Source organism: Kluyvera sp. CHPC 1.2972 (assembly GCF_036759925.1).
Lineage (GTDB): Bacteria > Pseudomonadota > Gammaproteobacteria > Enterobacterales > Enterobacteriaceae > Kluyvera.
Genome location: NZ_JAPKIB010000008.1, coordinates 102,763 through 128,848, shown reverse-complemented (window position 1 = coordinate 128,848; position 26,086 = coordinate 102,763). Strand labels below are relative to the sequence as shown.

General features: G+C 58.8%; 25 protein-coding genes. 15 read left to right on the top strand and 10 right to left on the bottom strand.

Going from position 1 to position 26,086, the window contains the following annotated elements:
- The first annotated feature begins 12 nt into the window (after positions 1-12).
- Genes V6944_RS14410 through V6944_RS14355 form a run of 12 tightly spaced genes read left to right on the top strand, consistent with a single transcriptional unit; the run spans position 13 to position 10,648 of the window.
- The gene (locus V6944_RS14410; RefSeq protein WP_115074640.1) at positions 13-297 is read left to right on the top strand and encodes a BMC domain-containing protein; all 285 of its coding nucleotides are present in this window, start codon (positions 13-15) and stop codon (positions 295-297) included.
- Positions 298-311: 14 nt separating this feature from the next.
- A complete protein-coding gene (locus V6944_RS14405) occupies positions 312-590 on the top strand; it encodes a BMC domain-containing protein (protein WP_015585230.1) in 279 nt (92 codons plus the stop codon).
- A 53-nt stretch (positions 591-643) separates the two neighbouring features.
- On the top strand, positions 644-2,242 hold the full coding sequence (locus V6944_RS14400; RefSeq protein ID WP_333499452.1) for an acetaldehyde dehydrogenase (acetylating): 1,599 nt from the start codon (positions 644-646) through the stop codon (positions 2,240-2,242).
- Positions 2,243-2,268: 26 nt separating this feature from the next.
- Entirely contained in the window at positions 2,269-2,526 is a 258-nt protein-coding gene (locus tag V6944_RS14395) for a EutN/CcmL family microcompartment protein (protein ID WP_333499451.1), read from the top strand.
- A 15-nt stretch (positions 2,527-2,541) separates the two neighbouring features.
- On the top strand, positions 2,542-3,699 hold the full coding sequence (locus tag V6944_RS14390; RefSeq protein WP_333499450.1) for a 1-propanol dehydrogenase PduQ: 1,158 nt from the start codon (positions 2,542-2,544) through the stop codon (positions 3,697-3,699).
- 22 nt (positions 3,700-3,721) lie between these two features.
- Positions 3,722-7,108, top strand: coding sequence for a choline trimethylamine-lyase (gene cutC, locus V6944_RS14385; protein WP_333499449.1), 3,387 nt, complete (start codon positions 3,722-3,724; stop codon positions 7,106-7,108).
- A 54-nt stretch (positions 7,109-7,162) separates the two neighbouring features.
- Complete coding sequence (cutD, locus tag V6944_RS14380) at positions 7,163-8,110, top strand: choline TMA-lyase-activating enzyme (RefSeq protein WP_333499496.1); 948 nt, start codon at positions 7,163-7,165, stop codon at positions 8,108-8,110.
- 11 nt (positions 8,111-8,121) lie between these two features.
- Positions 8,122-8,562: a BMC domain-containing protein gene (locus tag V6944_RS14375; RefSeq protein WP_333499448.1), complete on the top strand. Its 441-nt coding sequence runs from the start codon at positions 8,122-8,124 to the stop codon at positions 8,560-8,562.
- Complete coding sequence (locus tag V6944_RS14370) at positions 8,559-9,179, top strand: phosphate propanoyltransferase (RefSeq protein ID WP_333499447.1); 621 nt, start codon at positions 8,559-8,561, stop codon at positions 9,177-9,179. The genes V6944_RS14375 and V6944_RS14370 overlap by 4 nt, the downstream gene beginning before the upstream one ends.
- Positions 9,180-9,190: 11 nt before the next feature.
- The gene (locus V6944_RS14365; RefSeq protein ID WP_333499446.1) at positions 9,191-9,853 is read left to right on the top strand and encodes a hypothetical protein; all 663 of its coding nucleotides are present in this window, start codon (positions 9,191-9,193) and stop codon (positions 9,851-9,853) included.
- A 34-nt stretch (positions 9,854-9,887) separates the two neighbouring features.
- Entirely contained in the window at positions 9,888-10,301 is a 414-nt protein-coding gene (locus V6944_RS14360) for a DMT family transporter (RefSeq protein ID WP_333499445.1), read from the top strand.
- 17 nt (positions 10,302-10,318) lie between these two features.
- The gene (locus V6944_RS14355) at positions 10,319-10,648 is read left to right on the top strand and encodes a DMT family transporter (RefSeq protein WP_185666487.1); all 330 of its coding nucleotides are present in this window, start codon (positions 10,319-10,321) and stop codon (positions 10,646-10,648) included.
- A 182-nt stretch (positions 10,649-10,830) separates the two neighbouring features.
- Here the strand turns inward: V6944_RS14355 and V6944_RS14350 are convergent, their stop codons facing one another.
- The 4 genes from V6944_RS14350 to speFL all read right to left on the bottom strand — a co-directional run bounded on the left by V6944_RS14350 (position 10,831) and on the right by speFL (position 15,166).
- The gene (locus tag V6944_RS14350) at positions 10,831-11,160 is read right to left on the bottom strand and encodes a hypothetical protein (protein ID WP_333499444.1); all 330 of its coding nucleotides are present in this window, start codon (positions 11,158-11,160) and stop codon (positions 10,831-10,833) included.
- 13 nt (positions 11,161-11,173) lie between these two features.
- Entirely contained in the window at positions 11,174-12,487 is a 1,314-nt protein-coding gene (gene potE / locus V6944_RS14345) for a putrescine-ornithine antiporter (RefSeq protein WP_185666489.1), read from the bottom strand.
- A 115-nt stretch (positions 12,488-12,602) separates the two neighbouring features.
- Positions 12,603-14,771 (bottom strand): ornithine decarboxylase SpeF, encoded by a 2,169-nt coding sequence (speF, locus tag V6944_RS14340; protein ID WP_333499443.1) that lies wholly within the window; start codon positions 14,769-14,771, stop codon positions 12,603-12,605.
- Between the two features lie 290 nt (positions 14,772-15,061).
- Positions 15,062-15,166 (bottom strand): leader peptide SpeFL, encoded by a 105-nt coding sequence (speFL, locus tag V6944_RS14335; protein WP_185666490.1) that lies wholly within the window; start codon positions 15,164-15,166, stop codon positions 15,062-15,064.
- Positions 15,167-15,708: 542 nt separating this feature from the next.
- On the opposite strand from speFL, the gene V6944_RS14330 reads away from it, so the two are divergent.
- Positions 15,709-17,304, top strand: coding sequence for an EAL domain-containing protein (locus tag V6944_RS14330; RefSeq protein WP_333499442.1), 1,596 nt, complete (start codon positions 15,709-15,711; stop codon positions 17,302-17,304).
- Positions 17,305-17,335: 31 nt separating this feature from the next.
- On the opposite strand, the gene V6944_RS14325 is transcribed toward V6944_RS14330, so the two are convergent.
- The gene (locus V6944_RS14325) at positions 17,336-17,947 is read right to left on the bottom strand and encodes a class I SAM-dependent DNA methyltransferase (RefSeq protein WP_333499441.1); all 612 of its coding nucleotides are present in this window, start codon (positions 17,945-17,947) and stop codon (positions 17,336-17,338) included.
- Positions 17,948-18,105: 158 nt separating this feature from the next.
- Between V6944_RS14325 and V6944_RS14320 the strand changes: the two genes are divergently transcribed.
- Positions 18,106-18,921: an SDR family NAD(P)-dependent oxidoreductase gene (locus tag V6944_RS14320; RefSeq protein WP_333499440.1), complete on the top strand. Its 816-nt coding sequence runs from the start codon at positions 18,106-18,108 to the stop codon at positions 18,919-18,921.
- A gap of 3 nt (positions 18,922-18,924) precedes the next feature.
- On the opposite strand, the gene V6944_RS14315 is transcribed toward V6944_RS14320, so the two are convergent.
- The 4 genes from V6944_RS14315 to V6944_RS14300 form a co-directional block, all read right to left on the bottom strand.
- Positions 18,925-19,824 (bottom strand): helix-turn-helix domain-containing protein, encoded by a 900-nt coding sequence (locus V6944_RS14315; protein ID WP_333499439.1) that lies wholly within the window; start codon positions 19,822-19,824, stop codon positions 18,925-18,927.
- Positions 19,825-19,930: 106 nt separating this feature from the next.
- A complete protein-coding gene (locus V6944_RS14310; RefSeq protein WP_333012488.1) occupies positions 19,931-20,263 on the bottom strand; it encodes an NIPSNAP family protein in 333 nt (110 codons plus the stop codon).
- Entirely contained in the window at positions 20,260-21,381 is a 1,122-nt protein-coding gene (locus V6944_RS14305; protein ID WP_333499438.1) for an NADH:flavin oxidoreductase/NADH oxidase, read from the bottom strand. Before V6944_RS14305 ends, V6944_RS14310 begins: the two co-directional genes overlap by 4 nt.
- 11 nt (positions 21,382-21,392) lie before the next feature.
- Complete coding sequence (locus tag V6944_RS14300) at positions 21,393-23,129, bottom strand: FAD-dependent oxidoreductase (RefSeq protein WP_333499437.1); 1,737 nt, start codon at positions 23,127-23,129, stop codon at positions 21,393-21,395.
- A gap of 310 nt (positions 23,130-23,439) precedes the next feature.
- Between V6944_RS14300 and V6944_RS14295 the strand changes: the two genes are divergently transcribed.
- A complete protein-coding gene (locus V6944_RS14295; RefSeq protein ID WP_333499436.1) occupies positions 23,440-24,357 on the top strand; it encodes a helix-turn-helix domain-containing protein in 918 nt (305 codons plus the stop codon).
- Here the strand turns inward: V6944_RS14295 and V6944_RS14290 are convergent.
- A complete protein-coding gene (locus V6944_RS14290; protein WP_333499495.1) occupies positions 24,354-26,084 on the bottom strand; it encodes a cytochrome P450 in 1,731 nt (576 codons plus the stop codon). The two genes, V6944_RS14295 and V6944_RS14290, sit on opposite strands and share 4 nt — an antisense overlap.
- Positions 26,085-26,086 lie beyond the last annotated feature (2 nt).

Here is a 26,086-nt window from a genome sequence, read left to right as displayed (position 1 = left end):
AGGAGAACGCAAATGGGTGATGCATTAGGTCTGATTGAAACCAAAGGTCTGGTGGCCTGTATCGAAGCGGCAGATGCGATGTGTAAAGCCGCCAACGTCGAGCTTATCGGCTACGAAAACGTCGGTTCCGGCCTGGTCACCGCGATGGTGAAAGGCGACGTCGGCGCGGTGAAAGCGGCGGTGGATTCCGGCGTGGAGTCGGCGCAGCGCATTGGTGAAGTGGTGACCTCGCTGGTTATCGCGCGTCCACATAACGACATCAACAAGATTGTCTCGCACTACAAAATTAGCGAATAACCGGAGAGAAAATGATGAAAGAAGCGCTTGGTCTGATTGAAACCAAAGGTCTGGTGGCCTGTATCGAAGCAGCAGATGCGATGTGTAAAGCCGCCAACGTCGAGCTTATCGGCTATGAAAACGTCGGCTCCGGCCTCGTCACTGCGATGGTGAAAGGCGACGTCGGCGCGGTGAACGCGGCGGTGGACTCCGGCGTGGAAGCCGCAAAACGCATCGGTGAAGTGGTGACCTCCCGCGTCATCGCCCGCCCGCATAACGACATCGAAAAAATCGCATCGCAGCATAAAGCATGACCTGACCGGGCACGCCCCGTCTGCACTCTTTTCGTCTGATGAAGGATAGACTCATGATTGAACTGGATACCGATTTGCTCTCTCGCCAGAACGCGCGAGAACTGGTGCGCAACGCCAAAAAAGCGCAAGCGGTAATGGCCACCTTTTCGCAGCAGCAAATCGACGCCATCGTGAAAAACGTGGCCCAGGAAGCGGCGCACCATGCCGAAGCGCTCGCGAAAATGGCCGCGGAAGAGACCGGCTTCGGCAACTGGCAGGATAAAGTCCTGAAGAACCGTTTTGCCTCGCTGCGCGTTTACGACGCCATCAAAGATATGAAGACCGTCGGCATCATTCATGACGATCAACAGAAAAAAGTGATGGACGTGGGCGTGCCGCTGGGCGTGATCTGCGCGCTGGTACCCTCAACCAACCCGACCTCAACGGTCATCTACAAAACGCTGATTGCCCTGAAAGCCGGCAACGCCATCATCTTCTCGCCGCATCCGGGCGCACGTCAGTGCAGCTGGAAAGCGATTGAGATTGTCAAACGCGCGGCAGAAGCGGCGGGCGCACCGGCCGGCATCGTTGACGGCGTGACCGAACTGACGCTGGAAGCCACCTCTGAACTGATGCACAGCAAAGACGTGTCGCTTATCCTGGCGACCGGCGGCGAAGGCATGGTGCGCGCGGCCTACGCTTCCGGCACGCCAACCATCAGCGGCGGCCCGGGTAACGGCCCGGCGTTTATCGAGCGCAGCGCCGATATTCCTCATGCGGTGAAAGATATCATCACCAGCAAAACCTTCGATAACGGCGTGATCTGCGCTTCTGAGCAGTCGATCATCGTCGAAGGCTGTATTTACGATGAAGTACATCGCGAGCTGGAAGCCCAGGGCGCGTACTTTATGAACGACGGCGAAGCGGCGAAAATGGCGGCCCTGCTGCTGCGTCCGAACGGCACCATCAACCCGAAAGTCGTCGGCAAAACGGCGCTCTATTTGAGCCAGATGGCGGGCTTCTGCGTACCGGCCAGCACCCGTGTACTGATTGCTGAACAGACCACCGTCTCATCAAAAAACCCTTACTCACGCGAAAAACTGTGCCCGGTACTTGGCCTGTACGTGGAAGAGGACTGGAAAGCCGCCTGCCATCGCGTGGTGGAGCTGCTGACCAACGAAGGCCTTGGCCATACGCTGGTGATCCACACCCGCAACCAGGATGTTATCCGTCAGTTCTGCCTTGAAAAACCGGTTAACCGCATTCTGATTAACACGCCCGCGGCCCTCGGCGGCATTGGCGCGACCACCAACATCACCCCGGCGCTGACCTTAGGCTGCGGCGCGGTGGGCGGTGGCTCCAGCTCCGATAACGTCGGCCCGATGAACCTACTCAATATCCGCAAAGTGGGCTACGGCGTGCGCTCTATCGACGAGCTACGCGCACCAGGCAGCCGCGTGGAACCGCAGCCGACCATCACCAGCCAGCCGGTTGACCCGCGCCGCAGCATCGTTGACGACGCGCGCTTCACCTCCCCTGCCCCAGCCGCCACCCTCAGTACCCACGGCGACAACCGTTTCGCGACGGCGGCCACCGCAGAGGCAGAAGGTGACATCAGCGAGCAGAACGTGGAGCGCGTGATCCGTCAGGTTCTTGAGCGTTTAGGCAAGTAACGCATTGATATAAGGCGATAAAAACAATGATTCTCGCAAAAGTTACCGGACATGTCGTGGCCACACAAAAGAGCGATGAGCTACGGGGCAGCAACCTGCTGCTCATCACTCAGTTGGATGACAACCAGCAGCCGATGAAAGACCGCACCTGGGTTGCCGTCGATAGCGTCGGCGCGGGGATGCACGACATCGTGTTGGCCGAGGAGTACTTCGCGCTCAACAAAGACCGCTATAAAGCGATGGCGGTGGTAGCCATTGTCGAGAACGTGTTTCGGGACGCTTAAGGAGTGAATAACCCAATGAGTGAATTTTTGCTGAAACCCCGGATCTGCTTCGGCCAGGACGCGCTGTCGGCCCTGCGTGACGTCAGTGCCCGCCAGGCGCTGCTGGTCACCGACCAGGCGATGGTCAAGTTTGGCCTCGCCGCAAGGGTGACGGAGATCCTCGGCGAGCGCGGTATCGCGCTGCAGATCTGGGATGACGTGGTGGCTGACCCGGACATTGCCACCGTGGTACGCGGCATGAAGTTGATGGACAGCCGCTATCCGGATCTGGTGGTCGCCCTGGGCGGCGGTTCGGTGATTGACGCCGCCAAAGCGGTTATTTTCGCCCTGGCGCAAACCCGCCCGGACGCCGGTCGCCAGCGCCCTTGCTTCGTGGCCATCCCCACCACCAGCGGTACCGGCTCGGAAGTCACCAGCTTTTCGGTGGTGAAGGCTCACGCCGAGAAGCTGGTGCTGGTTGACCCGTCGCTGCTGCCGGATATCGCCATTCTCGACCCGACGCTGGTGGCGTCGGTGCCGCCATCCATCACCGCCGACACGGGGATGGACGTGCTGTGCCACGCGCTGGAGGCTTACGTCTCTCGCGCCGCCAGCGACTTTTCCGATGCGCTGGCCGAGAAGGTGGTGCAACAGGTCTTCCGCTACCTGCCAACCTGCTGGCGCAACGGCCAGGATTTGCAGGCGCGGGAGAAAATGCATAACGCCTCCTGCATGGCCGGCATGGCCTTTACCAACGCGTCGCTCGGCATCACCCACAGTCTGGCCCACGCGCTCGGCGGCGTCTTTCGCGTCCCGCACGGTCGCGCCAACGCCCTGCTGATGGCGCAGGTGGTGGCGTGGAACGCTGACTATCAAGGGCAGTGCGATACCGAGGCCGCGCACAAATATGCGCGTCTGGCCCACCTGCTGGACCTGCCTGCGAATACCGCCCGCGAAGGCGTCACCAGCCTGCTGGTCGCCATTGAAGCACTGAAAGATGAAATGACCCTGCCCGCCGGCATTCACGGCACCGGCGTGGACGGCGAGGCGTTTGAGCATCGCTTAGCGGAAATGGTCGGTCAGGCGCTGCGTGACAGCTGCACCCCCACCAACCCGCGCACGCCGGACGCGCAGGCATTAACCGAACTTTATCGCCAGGCATGGAGCGGCAGCGCCGTTCAGCGCCACGGATAACAAGAACGAGAGGATCTTACCTATGGCACACTACAGCTTAACGCCGCGCGTCAAAGTGCTGGCTGAACGTTTACTGGCCAACGCCAGCACCCTGTGCACCGAACACGCGACCGTGCTGAGCGGGTTGGACGGCGATATCGCCGGCGTTCCCGCCGCCGTCAAACCGGCGCGCCGCTTCTATGAACTGATGCGTCAGCTGCCGCTCACCATCAGCGCCGATGAACTGATCGTCGGTAACCAGACCCGCAAGCCGCACGGCGCGATTTTCCATGATGAAGCCGCCGCACGTCGCCCATCGGCGTTCCAGTTCCTCAATCTGAACAGCGACCTCGACTCCCCGGACTACAAGCTGGTGGTCGAGAAAGGCGTGCTGGCGATTAAACACCAACTGGAAGAAAAAACCCGTACGCTTGGCAGCGCCGTCAGCCGCAGCGGCATGGACGAAGTGAACGGCTGCCGCGCCGCAATTTACGCCTGCGATGGGCTGATGGCGCTGGCGCAAAATCTCGCCCACAGCGCCGAGCAGCTAGCCGCCGCTGAAACCAACGCCTATCGCAGAGCCGAGCTGTTAGACAGCGTCGCGATTCTGCACCACGTTCCGGCCCATCCGGCGCGCAGTTTTAAAGAGGCCTGCCAGGCATTCTATCTGTTCCAGCTGGCGCTGCAGCTCGATAACGGCAGCTACGCGGTGAACCCGGAAGGCGCCGACAAAGCCCTGCTGCCGTACTACCAGCACGATATCGCCAACGGCGCGCTGACTGACGCTCAGGCGTATGAAATCGTTGAGTCGCTGTGGTTTAAGCTCGCGGAATTAAGCGAAGTCCGCGCCGCCAGCGCGATTGACGGCTACCCGATGTTCGATGCCCTGCTGCACGGCGCGAGCCTTGAAAACGCGAACATCAACGCCCTGTCTGAGATGTTCCTCTGCGCCCAGCACAACCTCAGCGCGCTGCATCTGCCGGTGCGTCTGTTCAGCGGCAAGCAGTCCGTTTCCGCTGCACCGTTCGCCAACTGCAGTGAAACTACCACCGCGGAAGGGCTGACCCCGCGCATGCAGCGCCTGCGCAACCACTACCTGACCGTGCGCCCAAGCGTCTCCATTTACCGCGCGCTGGCCTTTACCGAAGTGGTGAAAGCCAACCCGGGAATGCCGACCATTCTGCTGCGCGCCAAAGCGTTCCGCCACGCCTGCGAAACCGCGCCGATTCTGATTCAGGACGATGAACTGATCGTCGGCCATCCGTGCGGCAAGCCGCGCGCCGGGGCCTTCTCGCCGGATATCGCCTGGCGCTGGGTGCGCGACGAACTCGACACCATGAGCACCCGTCCGCAGGATCCGTTTGAGATCAGCGAGGAAGATAAAAAGACCATCCGCGAAGAGATCGTACCGTTCTGGGAAGGCCGTTCTCTCGATGAGATCTGCGAAGCGCAGTACCGCGAGGCGGGCGTCTGGTCCTTCAGCGGCGAAACCTTCGTCAGCGACCTCTCCTATCACCAGATCAACGGCGGCGGCGATACCTGTCCGGGCTACGACGTGCTGCTGTTCACCAAAGGGATGAACGGCATCAAAGCCGATGCCGAGGCGCACCTGGCAACGCTGAGCATGGAGAACCCGGAAGATATCGACCGTATCTACTACTACAAAGCGGCGATTGAAACCTGCGAAGGGGTGGTGAGCTACGCCCACCGTATCGCTGCCCGCGCCCGCGAACTGGCCGCCGTTGAGCAGAACGCCCAGCGTCGCGCTGAACTGCTGACCATCGCCGAAGTCAACCAGAACGTGCCGGCAAACCCGCCGAAAACCCTGCAGGAAGCGCTGCAAAGTATCTGGACCGTCGAATCGCTGTTTGAAATCGAAGAGAACCAGACCGGGCTGTCGCTGGGCCGCGTTGACCAATACTGCTACCCGATGTTCGAAGCCGATATCCGCGAAGGCCGTCTGACCCACGATGCCGCGCTGGAATTGTTGCAGGCATTTATCATCAAATGCGCCGAACTGATGTGGATGTCCAGCGAACTGGGGGCGAAGTACTTCGCGGGCTACCAGCCGTTTATCAACCTGACCGTTGGCGGCCAGAAGCGTTCCGGCGGCGATGCCTGTAACGACCTGACCTATCTGATCATGGACGCCGTGCGCTTTGTGAAGGTTTACCAGCCGTCGCTGGCCTGCCGTATTCACAACCAGTCACCGCAGAAGTACATGGAAAAAATCGTCGACGTGGTGAAAGCGGGCATGGGCTTCCCGGCCTGTCACTTCGATGACTCCCACATCAAGATGATGCTGCGTAAAGGCTTCGACTTCGAAGACGCCCGCGACTACTGCCTGATGGGCTGCGTGGAACCGCAGAAATCTGGCCGCATCTACCAGTGGACCTCCACCGGCTACACCCAGTGGCCAATCGCCATCGAGTTCGTGTTGAACCGTGGCCGCATGGTGCTGTTCGACAGCTATCAGGGGCTGGATACTGGCGACCTGCGCGACCTGCACACCTTCGAGGCGTTCGACGCGGCGGTGAAACAGCAGATTGCCCACATCGTGCGCCTGTCGGCGATTGGTACGGTGATTAGCCAACGTGTGCACCGCGACGTGGCGCCAAAGCCGCTGATGTCGTTGCTGGTCGAAGGCTGCATGGAAAAAGGCAAAGACGTGGCCGCCGGTGGCGCGATGGTCAACCACGGTCCGGGGCTGATTTTCTCCGGTCTGGCGACCTACGTCGACTCGATGGCCGCGATTCGCAAGCTGGTGTTCGAAGATAAGAAATACACCCTCGAGCAGATGCGCGATGCGATGCTGGCGAACTTTGAAGGCTTTGAAGGGCTGCGCCGCGACTGCCTGAACGCACCGAAGTACGGCAATGACGATAACTACGTTGACCAGTACGCGCTGGACATTACCGAGTGGACCGAGCGCGAGTGCCGCAAGTACAAAATGCTCTACTCCACCCTGAGCCACGGCACGCTCTCTATCTCCAACAACACGCCAATCGGTGAACTGACCAATGCCACGCCGAACGGCCGTCTGGCGTGGATGCCGCTCTCCGACGGCATCAGCCCGACCCAGGGCGCGGACAAACATGGCCCAACCGCCATCATCAAGTCGGTCAGCAAGATGAACGTGGAAACCATGAACATCGGCATGGTGCACAACTTCAAGTTCCTCAAAGGGCTGCTCGATACCCCGGAAGGCCGCCACGGGCTTATCACCCTGCTGCGCACCGCGTCGATTCTCGGCAACGGCCAGATGCAGTTCAGCTACGTCGATAACGAAGTGCTGAAGAAAGCCCAGCGGGAGCCGGAGAAATACCGCGACCTGATCGTGCGCGTGGCGGGCTACAGCGCCTACTTCGTTGAGCTATGCAAAGAGGTCCAGGACGAGATCATCAGCCGTACGGTGATTGAGAAGTTCTGATGTAACGGAACGCATGAGGACAAGGACGTCCAGAATTTTCAGGAGGCAAGCGTGATGGGTAATACGCAGGAATTAACGGGTCGAATTTTTAATATTCAGAAGTATTCGATCTACGACGGGGACGGCATTCGCACGCTGGTGTTTTTTAAGGGCTGCAACATCCGCTGCCCGTGGTGCGCCAACCCAGAAGGGTTAAGCAGCCAGTTTCAGGTGATGTTCTCCCAGGACAAATGCATTAACTGCGGCGACTGCGTGAACGTCTGCCCGGCGGGCATTCACTACCGCGCGGAAGAAAACGGCGAAATGAAGCACTTCGTCAACCGCAATAAAGACTGTATCGGCTGCCGCAAATGTGAAGAGATTTGCACCCAGAACGCGCTGGATATCATGGGCAAAGATGTCACCGTCAGCGAGCTGATGGAGGTCATCATGCAGGACTATGACTTCTATATCGCCTCCGGCGGCGGCGTGACCATCGGCGGCGGCGAAATGAGCCTGCAGACCGATTTTGCCGTCGCCCTGTTTAGCGAATGCAAAAAGATGATGCTCAACACCGCCGTCGAAACCCAGGGCACCACCCCGCTGGCGAACTACCAGAAGCTGGCGCCGGTCACCGACACCTTCTTATTCGATATCAAGCAGATCGACAGCGATCACCACAAAACGCTGTTCGGTATCGGTAACGAAGGGGTGCGCCGCAACCTCGAATGGCTGGTCGATTCCGGCGCTAACGTGATTATCCGCATGCCGCTGGTGCGCGGCTACAACGACTCGTGGGAAGCGATCACCGGGGCTATCGATTACGTACAGAAACTGGCGAAGCGCGGCAACATCCGCCGCATCGACATGCTGCCGTATCACCAGCTGGGACGCAAAAAATACGAACGTCTGGAGATGCCCTACCCGATTCTTCAGGACCCGTCGTACAGCGTGGAAGAGCTGAACCAGCTGGAGGCCTTTTTCGCCGGATTTGATTTTGATATTCGCTTAGTACGTCACTAAAGGAGCCGAGAATGAAAAGTTTAGGCGTCATAGAAACACGAGGATGGGTCGCCGCTATCCAGGCCGTCGATGCCGCCTGTAAAGCCGCAGGCGTCACCTGCATCGGCTATCGCAAGGTGGGTTCGGGGTTGGTGAGCGTCTGCTTTGAAGGGGAGATCAGCGCCATTCACACCGCCATCGAGCGCGGCGTGGCGGTGGTTCAGGCGAGCAGTCTGCCGGTCAATTCGCTGGTTATTGCGCGCCCGGAACGCTGCATTGTGGAAGCGCTGAGCACCCTCAAGGGGCATCCACCGAGGGTGCAGGCCGAGCCCGCTGCGCCGACGAAACCGATCGAGCCCGTTAAACCGGTTATCGAACCGCCGGTGGACGTAGCTGAACCGGAAGCACCCGCCGCGCCGGCCCCGGTTGTGGAAGAGAAAAACGCCGCGCACAAGAAAGGGAAAAAGGCATGATTGACACCCTGCTACAGGAAAAAATCAGCGCCCGGCTACACGAGGCCGCGCCCGCCATCCCGGTGGGCGTCTCTAACCGCCACGTTCATCTGTCGCAGCAGGACGTCGAAGCGCTGTTCGGCAAAGGCTATGCGCTAACGCCGTTTAAGCCGCTGCGCCAGCCGGGGCAGTTTGCCGCCGAAGAGTGCGTCACCGTGGTCGGGCCGAAAGGCTCGCTGACTCAGGTTCGCGTACTCGGCCCTACCCGCCCGACCACGCAACTGGAAGTCTCTCGCGCCGACTGCTTCGCGCTGGGAATCAAAGCCCCGGTGCGGGAATCCGGCCAACTGGAGAACGCGGGCGATGCGCTGCTGGTGGGGCCGAAAGGCCACGTCGAACTGCACTCGCAGGTGATCTGCGCCTGGCGGCATATTCATATGTCGCCGCTGGATGCCCGTGCGCTTAATGTTCGCAACGGCCAGAAGGTCAGCGTTCGCAGCCATGGCGAACGACAGCTCACCTTTGATGAAGTGGTGGTGCGCGTGCGTGACGATTTCGCCCTTGAGTTCCATATCGACACCGAAGAGGCCAACGCTGCCGGGCTGAAGAACGGCGCGCCGGTCACGCTGATAGGCTAAAGGAGCGACTGATGAGCGAGCAACAGATCGACCTTCTGGTGGCGCAGATCCTCCAGCGTTTACAGCCGCCAGTGCTGGTGATGGTCACCGCCGCCGACGGCTACCGTCAGGCTATCCGCCAACGGTTGGCAGGCTGCGGGCAGCGGCTGGTGCTAGCAATGGATGAAACCCTTGAGGACGCCGCGGCGTGGCATCAGCTTGGGGAGGTTCTGCCGCTGTCGGGTGAACCACCGGTAGGCTATAAAGCGCTGCTGCTGCCGTTTCTCGACTATCCCCAGGCGGCAGATCTGGTCAACGGCACGCTGCAAAGCCCGGTGGCGCGTCGGCTGCACGAGGCGCTGCTGGCGGGCATTCCGGTGCTGGCGCTGCGCTACCACTGCTGCCCGCACAGCGAGCTAAACCAGCTGCGTGGTGCGGTCGTCGACAGCGCCTATACTGCGCATATCGACGCTACCCTCGCCCGTCTGGCAACGTGCGGCGTCACGCTGTGCACCATGAACGAACTGCTGGAGAAACTGGCAACGGGCGTCACCGCATCAGCGCCCACACCGCTGGCGACACCCCGTCGTTATCTGACTGTCACAGATATCGTCAATAATCCGTCGCTGGCCGCAAGACCTGACGTCGTGCTGACCGATGCCGCCGTCGACTATGTCAAAACGAAGAAAAAATAACCTTACCTCGATAATAAAACCTGGAGTGTAGAAGATGTCTTCAAAAACAAAATGCTGGCTATGGATGCTGCTGGTTATCGTGTCAGAAACCTCGGCCACCTCAACCCTGAAAATGTTCGGTAGCAGCGAAGGCACCACCAAAATGCTGCTGCTCGCCCTGCTGGTGGTGCTCTATTGCACCTGCTACTACTCGCTCTCGCGCGCGGTGAAAGATATCCCCGTGGGCCTGGCCTATGCGACCTGGTCTGGCACCGGCATCCTGGTGGTATCCACGCTGGGTATGGCCTTCTACGGCCAGCATCCGGACACCGCCGCCATCATCGGTATGGTGATCATCGCCAGCGGCATCGTCATCATGAACCTGTTTTCCAAAATGGGCAGTGAGGAGAGCGAAGAGACGCCCGCCAAGCCTGCGACTTCTACCCTGGACAAAAACGTCGCCAACTAACGCAAAAGGAATTCACTATGTTTAATCTCGGATTTTTATGGCTGGCGCTGTCTATCGGCTCCGAAATCACCGGCACCTCCATGATCAAAAAGACCAACGGCTTCAGCAAGCTGGGGCCATCGGTGCTGGTCGTTTGCGCCTACAGCCTGTGCTACTTCGCGCTGACCCGCGCCATGAGCACTATCCCGGTTGGCGTCGCCTATTCGCTGTGGTGCGGTTTTGGCATCGTCGGCGTGACCATCTTCTCGATGATCCTTTATAAGCAAAAGCCGGATCTGCCCGCTATTCTGGCGATGGTGCTGATCATCTCCGGCGGCGTGATCATGAACGTCTTCTCTCAAATGTAAACGTAAAAACGCCTTCCATTAGGGAAGGCGCTGAACTGCTGACCTTGGTTTTCTCCCTCTCCCTTTCAGGGAGAGGGCCGGGGTGAGGGTCATAACGCATGAATCAATCCGCTAATTTCCCCCTCACCCTAACCCTCTCCCCAGAGGGGCGAGGGGATCGTCCGCGCGCTTTTTTACGCAGGCTACCGGCTAAACGCCTGCAGAGGATGGCTCAATGCATGATTATGCACCGTGGAAATCTCGGCGATAATCACCTGATACCCCGCCAGCCAGCGCTCGCTTTTACCTTTGGCTTCAACGTGGTGGGCGTTATGAATACTCGCCTCCATCCCCGCTTTATCTGACCAGTAATAGTTGTTGATAAGCCTAAGGCCATCGGCGCTCTGGTAGCTTTCCATCCCCAGATAGCCGCTTGAGGCCAGCGTCGCCTGTTCGATGATATCGTTCAGGGCGTGGAACTCAGCGTCATACTCTTTCTTCGCAAAAATAAAGGTCGCTTGCCACAGAGACATGCTCTTCTCCCGATTATGCCGCGTTGCTCAGTTCAAATTTTGGTGAAATAAAGCCGTACAGGGTCCAGCCGATAAAGGTCACGATGGCACCATACATCATCGCTTCGTCGCCGGAAGAGTACAGCGCATAGAAGCTATACAACGCGCCGACAAAAGCAATCAGGTTGGCGATACGCGCTTTGCCCGGTTCCACTTTCGCTACTTTCTGGATAATCACCAGCGCCGCCATCGACAGGATGTACGGGATGATGTTGGTGACAACCGCCAGATCCACCAGCACGTTGAACTGTTTGTTCAGCGACGGGCTAATGGTCATCAGCGACAGCACAGTCTGAATCACCACGATAACCAGCATCCCTTTGACCGGCGCGTCGGCTTTGGTCACTTTGGAGAACACTTTCGGGAAGTAGCCGGTGTCAGCAGACGATTTGAACACCTGGGCAATGGTGAACTGCCAGCCGAGCAGCGAACCGCAGCAGGACATTACCATCAGCGCCATGATCACTTTACCCACCGTTGGGTTAAACATCTGGGCAAACGCCAGGCCGAACGGCGCGGTAGAGTTCGCCAGATCCATATTTGGCACGATACCGGCAATCACGTTAGTTGAGATGATATAGATAACCGCCGCCCCCAGCGTCCCGCCCAGCACGGCGATCGGCACATTACGTTCCGGGTTTTCCACCACGTCGGTATTCGCACACGCTGACTCAAGCCCCAGGAAAGCCCACAGGGTCATGGCGATAGAAGAACCGATAGCCGAGAAGGTTGGCGTATGGTGTGGGTTCCAGGAAGCAGCATACAGATGCGGGCTGAACCAGTACCAGCCAATAATCGACAGACCGACTACCGGAATAATCACGCCCCAGACGGTCACGCCGCTGATCTGGCCGGTAATTTTCGCCCCGCCAAAGTTAGCGACGGTACAGATCCACAGCACCGCAATGGTGGCCAGACAGATGGCAAACGGCGACAGGTTCACGCCCATCAGTTCGGTACCGTAGCCCACCGCTGAAATCGCGATGGCGACGTTGGCAATCAGCAGCGATACGCCGTAGGTGTAGTTCGCCATAAAGTTGCCGGACTTACCGAACGCATATTCGGCATAGCCGCCCATCCCGCCCGCTTTACGGCTGAACATCCCGCATTTGGCGAAGGCATAGGCCAGCGCCATTGAACCCACGGCGGTCACCAGCCAGGAGACAATCGAAATGGTACCGACTTCAGCCAGCTTCGTCGGCAGCATAATAATCCCTGACCCCATCATATTGACGGCGGTTAAAATGGTGAGCTGAACCACCCCCATTTTATTTTTTGACGTACTCATAAGCTGTCCTCTTATTTAATCAGCGTTGTCTTTTTTATTAACGCTCAGATTCCCCATGCCGCGCGGCAATTCACCGAGCGGCAGGGGTAAACATAATTAACGAAATAATCTGGTCTTAACGCTTAATGACGTGCCCATAGGCGCGTTTACAGCCGTCAGCATCTTCCTGGATATACACGCCCTGTAATTCTGGCGCGAAGCCTGGCAGTAGGTTGATGCCCTCTTCCAGCGCCAGGAAATAACGCTGAACCGGGCCGCCCCAAATTTCACCTGGCACCACGCACAGCACACCCGGTGGATAAGGAAGCGCGCCTTCGGCGGCAATCTGGCCTTCAATATCTTTCAGCGCGACTAATTCCACGTTGCCGCGAACAAATTCCATATTGGCCTGCTGCGGGTTCATGGCGACGCGTGGGAAATAATCCTTACGGAACATCTCTTTTTGCAGTTGTTTAACGTCGTAGCTGACGTACAGATCGTGCATCTCCTGGCATAACTGACGCAGGGTGTAGCCGCGATAGCGCGCTTCATGGTTGGCATACAGCGCCGGTAAGACTTCAGACAGCGGCGCATCCTCTTCCAGCAGACGTTCAAAGCGCGCAATCTGCGCCACCAGATGACGCATCTTCGCCATGTCTTCCGCTGGCGTCAGCAGGAACAGAATCGAGTTGAGGTCGCATTTTTCCGGGACGATGCCGTTTTCACGCAGGAAGTTCGCCAGAATGGTTGCCGGGACGCCAAACGCTTCATACTCGCCGGTCTCCGCGTTAATGCCCGGTGTGGTGAGCATCAGTTTGCACGGGTCAACAAAGTACTGATCCTGCGCGTAGCCCTCAAAGGCGTGCCAGCTCTGACCTGGAATAAAGTTGAAGAAGCGCAGATCGCTGGCCATCTCTTCGGTGTCGTAATCCTGCCATTTCTTGCCGTCCACCATTGGTGGGACGAACGGACGGATATGCTGGCACAGTTCCATAATCAGCTTGCGCGCTTCGATGCCGAACTTCACGCAGTCCAGCCACAGGCGCTTGCCGCTTTCACCGGCGTGCATTTTGGCGTTCACGTCGAGCGCCGCAAACAGCGGGTAGAACGGGCTGGTAGAAGCATGCATCATAAAGGCGTTGTTCATGCGCTTATGGCTGACATAGCGCTGCTGGCCCTTGATATGGCTGTCTTTTTTATGGATCTGCGAGGTCTGAGAGAAGCCCGCCTGCTGTTTGTGTACCGACTGGGTCACCAGAATGCCCGGATCGTTTTCGTTCAGATCCAGCAGCAGCGGCGAGCAGTCTTTCATCATCGGAATAAACTGTTCGTAGCCAACCCAGGCAGAGTCAAACAGAATGTAGTCGCACAGGTGGCCAATCTTATCCACCACCTGACGGGCGTTATAGATGGTGCCGTCGTAGGTGCCGAGCTGGATAATTGCCAGGCGGAACGGGCGCTGCTGGTTTTTACGTTCCGGCGCCACCTCTTCCACCAGCTTACGCAGGTATTTTTCATCGAAGCAGTGGGCGTCGATACCGCCGATAAAGCCAAACGGGTTACGCGCGGTTTCCAGATACACCGGGGTCGCCCCGGCCTGTAGCAGCGCGCCGTGGTGGTTCGATTTGTGGTTGTTGCGGTCAAACAGCACCAGGTCACCCTGAGCCAGCAGCGCGTTCAGCACCACTTTGTTCGAGGACGACGTCCCGTTCAGCACGAAGTAGGTTTTGTCAGCGTTGAACACTTTCGCCGCGTGCTGCTGCGCTGCACAGGCCGCGCCTTCGTGGATCAGCAGATCCCCTAATGCCACATCGGCGTTGCACAGGTCAGAGCGGAACAGGGTTTCGCCGAACCAGTCGAAGAACTGGCGGCCTGCCGGGTGACGGCGGTAGAACTGGCCGCCCTGGTGCCCTGGGCAGTCGAAGGCCGCGTAACCTTTGCCCACGTAATCCACCATGCGGCTGAAGAACGGCGGCAGCATTTCGCTTTCGTAGCGATCGGCAGCGGCGTCGAGCTGTTTGCCATAGTAGTCGGTGTTATCGTCGCACAGTTCAAAGACCCCGGTGACGCGCGGCAGTACGTCGGCCGGCAGCGTGTCTTCACAGCAGACGGCGACGAATACCGGCAGGCCAAAACCGGTCGCTTCGATGGTTTTCAAAATACCGTTAGTGGCGTCTGCTACCGACAGCACCACGGCGGAAACGTCGGTGAAGTCGGTGCCGCGCACATCGCAATTTTCACGGCGGCTGGCGAAGCAGGAAGTAATAGTCGCGCTCACCGCAATTTTGTTATTAAATTGGTTCATCATTTTCTCGATATATAAAAATAAATAAGGGGAGACCCTCCGACATCATGTATTTGTCGGATAATCAGAAATAGGTTCTAATAGGTTGTATGTTTTATTTAATTACGCGTGACAATTCCTCACCTTGCAGTGAAAAAGGGAAAGCCACAAACCAGAAATAAATAACGGGTACGGCGCAGCGTTATGCGGATGCACAATACACGATAGATTCCGGTGCTTAAGGGCGTAATAGCGATAAAACAGACATGACGTGGCGGAATAGCGTTCCGACCCACACCATTGAAGGGAGGTTATTTAGAGTTGAAGATATGAAAGTCGAAGCAGCTACGTTGGCTTACCATCATAATATGGGTAATACGTCTGATATGCGGCCAGGAATGGCTATTGTTTTCCATGTTCGTCTACTCATTGGAATTTGCGCTTATTCTGATTAAATCGCATGAGACGTTTCTTGATTTTAATCAATTAAACGAACAAGTCGCTCCCGCGCCCCTTTTTTCCAGGAATGAAAAACTGAATGAAAAATCTATTTTTCGGGCAGACATAGATTGTCATATTCGTACATATTCGCGTTCATCGTTGTCGTGCACCCGGCGACAGGCCTGTAGAAGCAGGATTATTTGTCATACAAATAATTTTTTATTGCGCGCCGCCGTTGTGAAAGTGCTGGAGGAACGGCAGGCACGACGTCATAAAAATCGCATAAAAATGCAATGTTATGAATTTAAATTCATTACGGTATTTAACGAATAATGTGACGTTTAGCACAATAAGCTTATTACCCCCTACTACTGATGAGGTAATTCTCAGCGTAACCATACGCACAAATTCTGAAAATCAGTATGATCCGCCCTTTGTGCTAGCCTGAACCGCTTCAGCAACGATATCATTTGCTAGCCAATCTTTTTACTTCTCTGACCCCGACAAAGGAAAAATAATGACGACGCAACGTCTGGTGAGCCTGATCACAGGCGTGCTGATTATCGCTATTTTCCTACCCATTGCCCTCAGTCTATGGCTGGCAAATCGTCAGGCGAATGACCTGTTCGAGAAAGAGATGAGCAGCTACGCCGAGCGCGTGCTGGCGCGTACCCAGCGCGTAAAACAGCAGACCAAAACTGCGCTGATGGAAGTGAACCGTTTTCAGGGCACACCCTGTACTCTGGCGCACCTGCGGGAGATACAGAAAATCTCCTATATCCATCAGTACATTCAGAACGTGTTCTACCTTGATAAGCATAACAGCGCCTGCGACCTGCTGAGCAACACGCTGTCTGAAAAGGTCCCCGGCACCGAATTCACCACGCCTGCGGGCTATACCGTCTTTCTCACCCTGCGCCACGATCTGCAAACCGATGCCCCGATGCTGGCGGTAAGTCACGGCAAATATATGGTGATGATTGACCCGGACTCATTGATTGACGTACTGCCGGACCCGACCTATCCGATTTACGCGGCCCTGATCAACACCCAAAATCACCATATTATCGCCAGCAACCATCCGCTCGACCCGGACATCTGGGAGCACCACCTGCAGGCCTATCAGCCGGTTATGGAGTATGACCAGACGGTGTACCGCCAGCGCGTGCTGCCTGACGTTGGGGCGATTCTGCTTACCTGGTCCTCAGTGAAGCCGCTATCGACCAGCTGGCATCGCCAACTGATGCTCTGGCTGCCATTGGGGCTGCTGATTAGCGGGCTGGCCTCCTTTTTAATTCTGCGCATTTCGCGCCGCCTGCAGTCTTCCCACTACCGCGTACTCGAGGCGATCAAAGCCAAAGAGATCACCGTACACTACCAGCCGGTGGTTTCGCTCGAGGACGGGCGGCTGGTCGGCGCCGAAGCGCTAGCTCGCTGGCAGCAGGCCGATGGTCGCTGGCTGCCGCCGGATCTTTTTATTGCCGTGGCGGAACAAACCGGCGTGATTTGCCAGTTGACCGAGCATATCGTGCGCTGCGTGTTTAACGATCTGGGCCACTGGCTTTCGCAGCATCCTGAGGTCACGATTTCGATTAATATCACCGCCGCCGATCTGAGCTCGCCCACCCTGCCCGACCTGCTGCGCCAGCAAATCCAACTGTGGAACGTGGCACCCACCCAGATAGCGCTGGAGCTAACCGAGCGCGACCTGATCGCGCCGCAGACCGCGCGCCCAGTGCTACAGGCTTACCGGGAAATGGGACACAAGGTGTACATCGATGATTTTGGCGTCGGCTACTCGAGCCTGAGCTACCTTCAGGAGCTGGAGGTCGATACGCTTAAAATCGACAAAGCCTTTGTCGATGCGCTGGAGCACAAGGTGGTTACCGGCCATATCATTGAAATCGCCAAATCGCTGAACCTGAGCATGATTGCGGAAGGTATTGAAACCACGCATCAGCGCGACTGGCTGCGCGCGCACGGCGTCCCGGCCGGACAAGGCTGGCTTTACAGCAAAGCGTTAGCAAAAAAAGAGTTTATGCAGTGGGCGCAGGCCAACCTCTCGCAGAACCACAGCGAAGAGAACATCTCCCTGCAGACAGCGAGTCAATAGTCGACTCGCGTTATCTGGAACGGGGTGAGCCTTAGTGCTCCCCTCGCTTTGCCAGCCATACGGTATGCCCACCGCACTCCGAGTCTTCCATTTTCATCTCCAGCACCGCAAAACCGTGTTCCGCCAACAGTTCCCGATACGCTTCTGGGGCCAGGCTAGCGTGGAACAACGGTTCCCCTTCAAATTCACCCATGGCGATGCCGTGACCGGTGCCGCTGGTGAACATCAAGGCGCTGCCGGGATGGCTATGACGGGCGAAGACGGAAAACATGCGGCGCTGGTCATCCTGGGTGAGGTGGAAAAAGCTGTCCCAGGCAATCAGGCCGTCGAAGGTTTCAGCAAGATTTAGCGTCCGCATATCGTGGTGCAGCCAGCGCTGTTCGGGAAAACGCGCACGGGCGCGGGTCAGCATCGCCGGTGCGCCATCTACCCCGGTCAATGCGCAGCCCTGCTGGATAAAATAGTCGGCAATCGGCTGACCGTTACCGCAGCCAAGATCGAGCATTTTCCCGGTCGTCCCCATCGCCGCCAGCAGCTTATCCAGCCAGCGTTGTTCAAACAGCGTTCGTGAGCGTTGTTGGTAAAACGCTTCGGCGTGACGCTGATACAGGTCGAGAATAGTACGCGCGGCGGGATGGTCCATCTTGGGCCTCATGGTGGTGGAATGACGTGCTGAATTCACAGATTAGCCCATCTCATAGGCAAAAGTCCCCGTCTGGTTTTCATTCGTGCATTCCCTTTCCCCGCCGCGCCTCCAACAATGGCAGAGCATCTGCACACAACGAAAACGTGGAGAAAACCATGACTGAACAGCACCCTTCCCAGGACTGGCTCGACCTCAGCGGCAAGGTTTTTGCCGTCACCGGCGCGGCAAGCGGCATCGGCGAAGCCATTGCCACCGCGCTGGCACTACAGGGCGCCAACGTCGCGCTACTCGACAGCAACCCGCAGCGTTGCGATGCCGTGCGGCAGAAACTTGAACATCTGCCGGGAAAACGCGTGGCGGTAGCCTGCGATGTCAGCCGCGAAGAGCAGGTTAAAGAAGCCGCGCTGAGCGTGCGTTCGCTGCTCGGCCCGTGCGATGGCTTAGTCAACGCGGCGGGAATTTTGCGCCCGGCAGGGCTGGCGGAGATAAGCCTTGAGCAGTGGCAAGCCCAGCTCAACGTCAACCTGACCGGCTATCTGCTGTGCGCCCGCGAATTCGCCCACGATATGCGGGCGGCAAAGCGCGGCAGCATGGTGCATATTGGTTCCATTTCCGGGCGCATTCCGCAGCCGTGGAGCGGCGCGTATAGCCCTGGTAAAGCCGCCGTGGGTCTGTTGTCACAGCAGATTGCCGTGGAGTGGGGTCAGGACGGGATTCGCAGTAACCTGGTGGCGCCGGGAATGATCGAAACCGCACTGACCGCTGAGTATTACGCGCAGCCGGGGGTGCGTGAGAGCCGTGAGGCGTTTACCGCCAGCCAGCGAATCGGCAAGCCGGAAGATATCGCCAACGCGGTGCTGTTCCTGCTGAGTGACAAATCGAGCTATATCAACGGGGCAGAAATTGGCGTCGACGGCGGCCTGCCGACCATGCTGATGGGCAAACTGCCGCGTCCGGGCTTTACCCGCTAAACGCTACATTGCCTGGGCAGGCTCCGCGCATTCCTGCGTCGGCTTCTCGCGAAAATCACGCGGCGAGAGGCCGGTGCTGCGACGGAAAAAGCGGGAGAAATAGGTAGCGTCGCTAAAGCCGAGGTAGTCCGAAATCTGGCTGACCGTCATGCTGGTATAAAGCAGGCTGCGCTTGGCCTCCAGCAACAGCCGCTGGTGCAGCACGCTGAGCGCGCTGCAGCCGTGAAACTCTCGACAGAGGGTGTTGAGATGCACCCCGGACATGCCAATCTGGCGGGCGTAGTGCGCCAGCGGGAAATGTTCGCGGTAGTGGTTTTCCACCAGTTGGTTAAAACGGCGAATGGCGGTGCGCTTACGCTCCACCTTATCACTCACCTCCGCGGGCCCGCTGGTCTGGCGGTTGAGCCAGACCATCAGCGCGCTCAGCAGCGAATGCAGCATCATGTCGCGTGCGTCGTTATCGGCCTGATACTCCTGCTGTAAACTCTGAAACAGGGTATGAATTTGCGCTCCCGCATCACCGACCGGTACGCGAACGGCGCGGTTTAGCACCTGCAAGGGGCGACCAAACAGCTGTTCAAATTTTGCCACCAGCGGTGCGGCAAGCGACAACGAATAGCCCTGGGTTCCCGGCGAAAAGCGGAAACCGTGGACGCAGAGCGCAGGCATGACCTGCACGCAGGCGTCGGTGAACGGCTGGCGAACGCCTTCAATTTCGATTTCACCCTGGCCCTGTTGGATATAGAGGATCTGCACCAGATCGGTATGTTGATGGGCGCGGATGCTCCAGTCGTAGAGGCTGCTGCGACTTTGGATCGATTCGCAGTGCAGGAGGTCCGGCGTCGGCCAGTGCCAGCTTTCGCCGTAGAGTTTAAAAACCGGGATGCTGTTGGCGAGGTTCATGGTGCCTCCGTTGGGGTGGAGAGAGGATTTCCCCTCACCCTAGCCCTCTCCCCAAAGGGGCGAGGGGACCGATTGGTGTTGTTTGTCGATTTGCTCCCTCTCCCTTTCAGGGAGAGGGCCGGGGTGAGGGTAACGTCGTCGCCCGAATCAACCGCGTCTCCTGCGCCACAATAAACGGCTCAGAAGCTTTAAGATAGGCGGCAAAATCCGGATGCGTATCGCGCAGGCGGCTACGACGTTCATACTCCGCCAGGCTCTCATAGCCCCACAGGTGCACAAACTGGTTCTGCGGCCCGACGAGGCTGGTGTAAAACCCCAGCGGGTTGCCCAGCGTTTCACGCAGTATCGGCATCGCCAGCCGGTCAAACACCTCAAGAAATTCGTTCATTTTGCGCAGACGGATAGTGTAGATACGGTGATCGATAATCGGCAAGGTCATGATTTAGCCTCCTGCGCTTGATGGGTCGGCCAGCCCAGCGGCCCAAAGCGGTCGTAGGGTTTCGGCCACGGTGCGGTTTCGCCAAGCGCAATAGCGGCGTGAATCGGCCAGTTCGGGTCATCCAGCATCCCCCTGCCAATCGCCACCAGATCTGCCCGCTTCTCCTGCACGATCGCCTCGGCCTGCTGCGCTTCGTAAATCAGCCCGACGGTAATCACCACCGCCTGCGGCAGCGCCTGTTTTACCGCCTCGGCGAACGGTACCATATAGCCCGGCTGGTCGGCATCCGGCGTCTGGTGATAGATGTTATAGCCGCCGGAAACGTGCAGATAGTCGTAGCCCAGCGCGTGCAGTTCGCGGGCAAACTGCACCGCTTCATCAAGCGACAGCCCACCTTCAGCAAATTCACCGCCGTTAAAGCGCACGCCCAGTGGGCGGGTTTTCGGCCAGACTTCACGCAGCGCACGGGCGACCTGTAGCGGGAAACGCATACGGTTTTCCGGGCTACCGCCGTAGTCATCTTCACGCTGATTGCTGATCGGCGAGAGGAATTGGTTCAGCAGATAGCCATTGGCCGCGTGCAGTTCGATAAAATCGACCCCGGCGTTCAGCGCCCGTTGGGCGGCATCCACAAAGCCCTGAGTGATGCGCCTCATTCCTTCTTCGTCTAATACCTGCGGTACGCGCCAGCCGGGTTTATACGGGATAGCTGAAGGGGCCACCGTCGGCCAGCCACCCTCTTCGTCCGCCAGCGAGGCACCCTGGTTACGCCACGGCGCATTGGTGCCTGCCTTGCGGCCCGCGTGGTTGAGCTGCACGCCAATCGGCGTGTTGCTGTAGGTGCGAATGTCGGCCAGCAGCTTTTGCAGCGCCTGCGCCTGTTCGCGACTCCACAACCCGAGACAATGCGGGGTAATCCGCCCGTCCGCCGTGACGCCGTTGGCCTCGCAGATCACCATACCCGCGCCGGAAATCGCCAGGCCGCCGATATGTTGGGCGTGCCACGGAGTCGCCACGCCGTCCGCCTGCGCGGAGTATTGCGACATCGGCGGGACAACAATACGGTTCGCCAGCGTCAGCGGGCCGACCTGTAGGGGACTAAAAAGTGTAGACATCATGTTCTCCTGATTTATGAGGCTTCGCGTTCGGGTAACCGCGCCGTGTCGCCGCGTGCCGCCATGCTGCGGGCGGCGATATAGCCGAAGGTGGCCGCCGGGCCAATGGTGATCCCCGCGCCCGGATAGCTGCCGCCCATCATGCTCGCCATCTCGTTACCGGCGGCGTAAAGGCCCGGAATGGGCAACCCCTGGTTATCCAGCACCCGCGCTTCACCGTCGGTTTTCAGGCCATGGAAGGTACCGAGGTCGCCCATATAGAGCTTCACGGCGTAGAACGGCCCCTGCTCTATCGGCGCGACGCACGGGTTCGGCTGATGGTTGGCGTCGCCGAGGTAGCGGTTATAGGCCGACTCGCCGCGCCCAAACTGCGGGTCTTTGCCCTGACGCGCGTCGGCGTTGTAGTGGTTAACGGTGCCTTCCAGCGCGTCAGCGGAAACCCCCATTTTCTGCGCCAGCTCGCTGAGGGTTTTTCCTTCCAGCAGATAGCCGCTTTTCAGGTAGACCGAGACCGGGATCGGCGCGGGTTTAGCAAACCCCATACCGTACTTACGCAGCGCCCGGCGGTCGCAGATTTGCCAGGCGAAGGTGTCGCTATCGTCACGGCAGGTTTCAATCATCGCGATACCAACGTCGTGGTAGGAGTCGGCCTCATTGCAAAAGCGCACGCCGTGGCGGTTGATCATGATAAAACCTGGCTTGTAGCGGTCGACCAGATGCGGGAAGACGTACGACTGACGACCAATCTGCACCTTTGAGGCCGGGATCCACGCCGCGCCGTTGGCGTAGCTGTCGTCAAAGCGGGCGCCAATACGCTCGGCCATGGCAATCCCGTCGCCGGTATCCACGCCGGGCGGCGTCGGCGAAAGCTGAATTCCACCGCGACGCACGTGCGGGTAGAGTTTTTTCAGCCGCTGCTCGTCGCGGGCAAAGCCGCCGGAGGCCAGCACCACGCCGCGTCGGGCGTACAGGTTGACCCGCTCACCGTTCAGATCAACCACCACACCGCACACAACGCCATTTTCAACAATCAAATCCTTCGCCGCCACGCCGGTGTGAATCGGTATGCCGAGATCCAACGCCGAACAGGCCAGGCGGGCCACCACCGCATTGCCGCCGTTGGCGGTGATCCCGCGCCCGTAGCGCGCGACCTCCAGCAGGTGGCGGCTCAGGCGTTTGACCACGTAGGCGAACGATTTCAGCGAGCGGGTGGCGTTGAAGAAGTGCTTCAGGTCGTTATTCGAGGAGCTAAACATCATCCCCATAAACGTGATGGTGCGCAGCGGTTTGCGCAGGCGCGGCATGGACTTGCCCAGTTCGCGAATATCAAACGCCTCCGGTACCACTGAACGCCCGCGCATCACGCCGCCGGGGGCATCGGGATGGTAATCGGGGTACTGGTAGAGGTTGCAGCGAAAGCGAGTGTGCTCTTCAAAATAGCGCAGCATCTCCGGGCCGTTTTTAAGAAAGGCATCGACCACCTCCGGGCGGAAGCTGTCCCCTGCTTCGCCCTGCAGGTAGGTTCGCGCGGCGGCCTGACTGTCTTCAATGCCCTGCTGGCGTGCCAGATGGTTGTCGGGGATCCACAGCACGCCGCCGGAAAACGCGGTGGTGCCGCCGAAGACTGTCTCTTTTTCGATAACCTGGACATCCAGCCCATTCAGGCCCGCGGTGACCGCGGCCGACAGCCCGCCGACGCCGCTGCCTATCACCAGCACATCGCACTCGCGGACGGGGAGTTCTACAGCCATAGGGTACCTCGCAGATGAATGATTTTTATTATTTTGCTGATGTTATAAAAACGTTACATATGCATTTTTCACAGCCCACTGGGGAAAAAGAAGGGCACTTTCACACCAAAACCTGCACTTTTCGACAATTGCGAAGAAGTGTGTTCTGGCGCAAATTTTTGCCTTCGCCGCTATAGAGAAGCGACGTTTTTCCGCCCTATCCACGTCACAAGATGAAGATTCAGCACTTGCGCGATGGCGCGTTTTATCACCGAATAAACGTTATTCGCCATCAGTGCATCACTCACCGCTACAGGACAAAACCGGCATCATGCCTGCTCACGCTAACGCGCGCCGAACGCTACCCAACTACGCCCTTTACGGCGCGCAGGACGATCCCACCGCCGTGGATAGCGTGCATCACGAGCGCATTCCGTCGCGGGCCAGTCGCTTTGGGTTTGAGATTGAACCGCACTTTCACGACGCATTAATCCAGGCGCTGTACATCACCCACGGCGGCGGCGAGACCTCGATAGACGGCCAGACCTGGCAGCTGGAAGCGCCGTGTCTGGTGGTTATTCCGGCACGTTCCGTTCACGGCTTTCATTTTCGCGATGACATTGACGGCCACGTGATCACCACCGCCCAATCGGCCATTGAGTCGATCGCCATGACCGCCGCCCCTGAGCTGTTAGCCTTCGTGCGCACGCCTGCGGTGCTGGCCGTTGACCCGGCGAGCCCCCGTGGCGCACCGCTGGAAGCGTTGTTCGATGCCATCGGCCGTGAGGCAGAACACCCGGAACGCTGGCAGTACACCGCCGGGCTGGCGCTGACCATCGCCCTGTTCGTGCAGATTGCCCGCCTGAGCGAAAAAGCGCGTCTGGCGGGTAACCCCTCACGTGCTGCGCTGGTTGCCCGCATTGAGCGCTTTCGCCTGCTGCTCGACGATCGCTGCCGTAGCCGCCAGCCGGTAGCCAGCTACGCCAGCGCCATGGGCATTTCCGCCGGCCAGCTCACGCGGATTTGCCGGGAAGCGTTCGGCATCTCCGCCATTGAGGCCATCGACCGCCGCGCCGTGCATGAAGCCCGGCGGCTGCTGGTCTACTCCAGCTTCAGCGTCAAGCAGATAGCCCGCGAGTTGGGCTTTCGCGACGAGGCCTACTTTGGCCGCTTTTTCCGCAAGCAAACCGGGCTGCGGCCCACTGAATACCGTATTCAGGAGCAGGGCCGCCTGTCGCACGCCGTTTAATCTTCGCGCGCGCGCATCTGTACAAACAGGTGCTCCGGCCCTGAGTTGGTGAGGTTGTTGCCGCGGACATACTGGATGGGACACGCCGGGTCGAGACTCATCGCCCCCACTTTGCGCGCCACCAGCTTCGCGGCAATCAGCGTTTCGAGCTTGGCCAGCGGCTGGCCGAGGCACTTGTGAATGCCGTTGCCAAAACCAAGATGCCCGCTGCTGTCGCGGTCAATGTTGAAGGTCTCACCATCGATAAACTTGCGGCTATCGCGGTTAGCCGCCGACAGCAGCAGGCGTATCACCGCGCCTTTCGGGATGGTCACCCCCGCCACGGTGGTGGCCTCGGTGGTGATGCGGCTGACTCGCTGGACGGTGCCGCGATAGCGTGCCACCTCTTCCACAAAGCGGTCGGCGTCATCGGGGTTTTCGCGAAGGCGCGCCACCAGCTGCGGCTGTTCGGCAAACATGCGGAAGGCGTTCGCCACCAGGATGGTGGTGGTGTCGTGCCCGGCGATAAAGACGAAAGCGCACAGCTCTTTTGCCTCTTTTTCGCTCAACTGCCCCGCTTTCCACATGCGGGCAATATGGCCACCAATCGACTGGCTGTTGCTGAGATAGAGCCGCTCCATCGCCTCTTTCAGATAGGCAAAGAAGGCCATTGCGCTCTGCTCGTCGGTGCCAGTACCGGGGGCATTGCGCGCCAGGCGGCCAAAGTAGCTGAAGGTTTCATCTGACCAGAACTTCATTTTCTCTTCGTCTTCGTTCGGCACGTCGATCATCGCCGAAATGGTGGCGATACTGAGCGGAATGGCAAAATCTTCCACGACATCACCGCCGCCGTTGGCGATCATCTGGTCAATTAAAGCCTCAGCGCGGCGTTCGATTTCAGGGATAAACGGTTCAAGCGACAGCGGCATAAACGACGGCTGCGCCACTTTGCGCAGGCGGGTATGCCCAGGCGCATCGAACAGCGTGAGGAAGGTCAGCGGCGGCGGGCTCACGACTTCTGAAGAGAAAAGTTTCGGGTTACGGATCGCCTGGTAGACATCGTCATAGCGCGACAGGAACCAGACGTCGGTGGTGGCCGACTGGCAGCGCAGCACCGGCGCGTGTTCGCGCATCCAGCGATAGTGCTCATACGGGTCGCCCTGCGAACCGTCATCCACTACTTTGAACGGTGCAAGCCCTTCTGGCCACGCCAGTTCGTGGGAGTAAGGCGGCAGCGAGGGCTGAAGATCATGGAACGGGCAGCGCGGCGCTTCTGGCTCCAGCGCGGGTGGCGCGACGGGGAGTCCAATGGCGGCAGGGGCCGTTTTCAGCGCCAGCGCCCGGCTCATGGTGGTACGCGAGTGCTGCGCGTGCTGGGCCAGCACATCGCGGGCAGCGTTAAGATCGCCATATTCAAAGGCCGAGACCAGATCCCGGTGCTGCTGCACGATATCGCCGACGATCTCCACGCTGACGGTCAGCGCGCGGTCGATATAGTCACGCACCGTCAGCTGGGCGTAGAGCGCAATCAGCTGCGCGTTGCGGGTGGCCTCAATCAGGAACTGATGGAAGGCGTGGTTAGCCTCCACATAGCGCGGCACATCAAGGAAGCGCCGTCCGGAGACGAATGCCGCCGTGGCCTCGGCCAGGCGACGGAAGGTGGTCAGCTGCTCTCCGCTAAGCCGCCCCATGGTTAACTGCACCGCGCCAAGCTCCAGCGCCAGACGCAGGTCAAAGGCATCGTCCACAT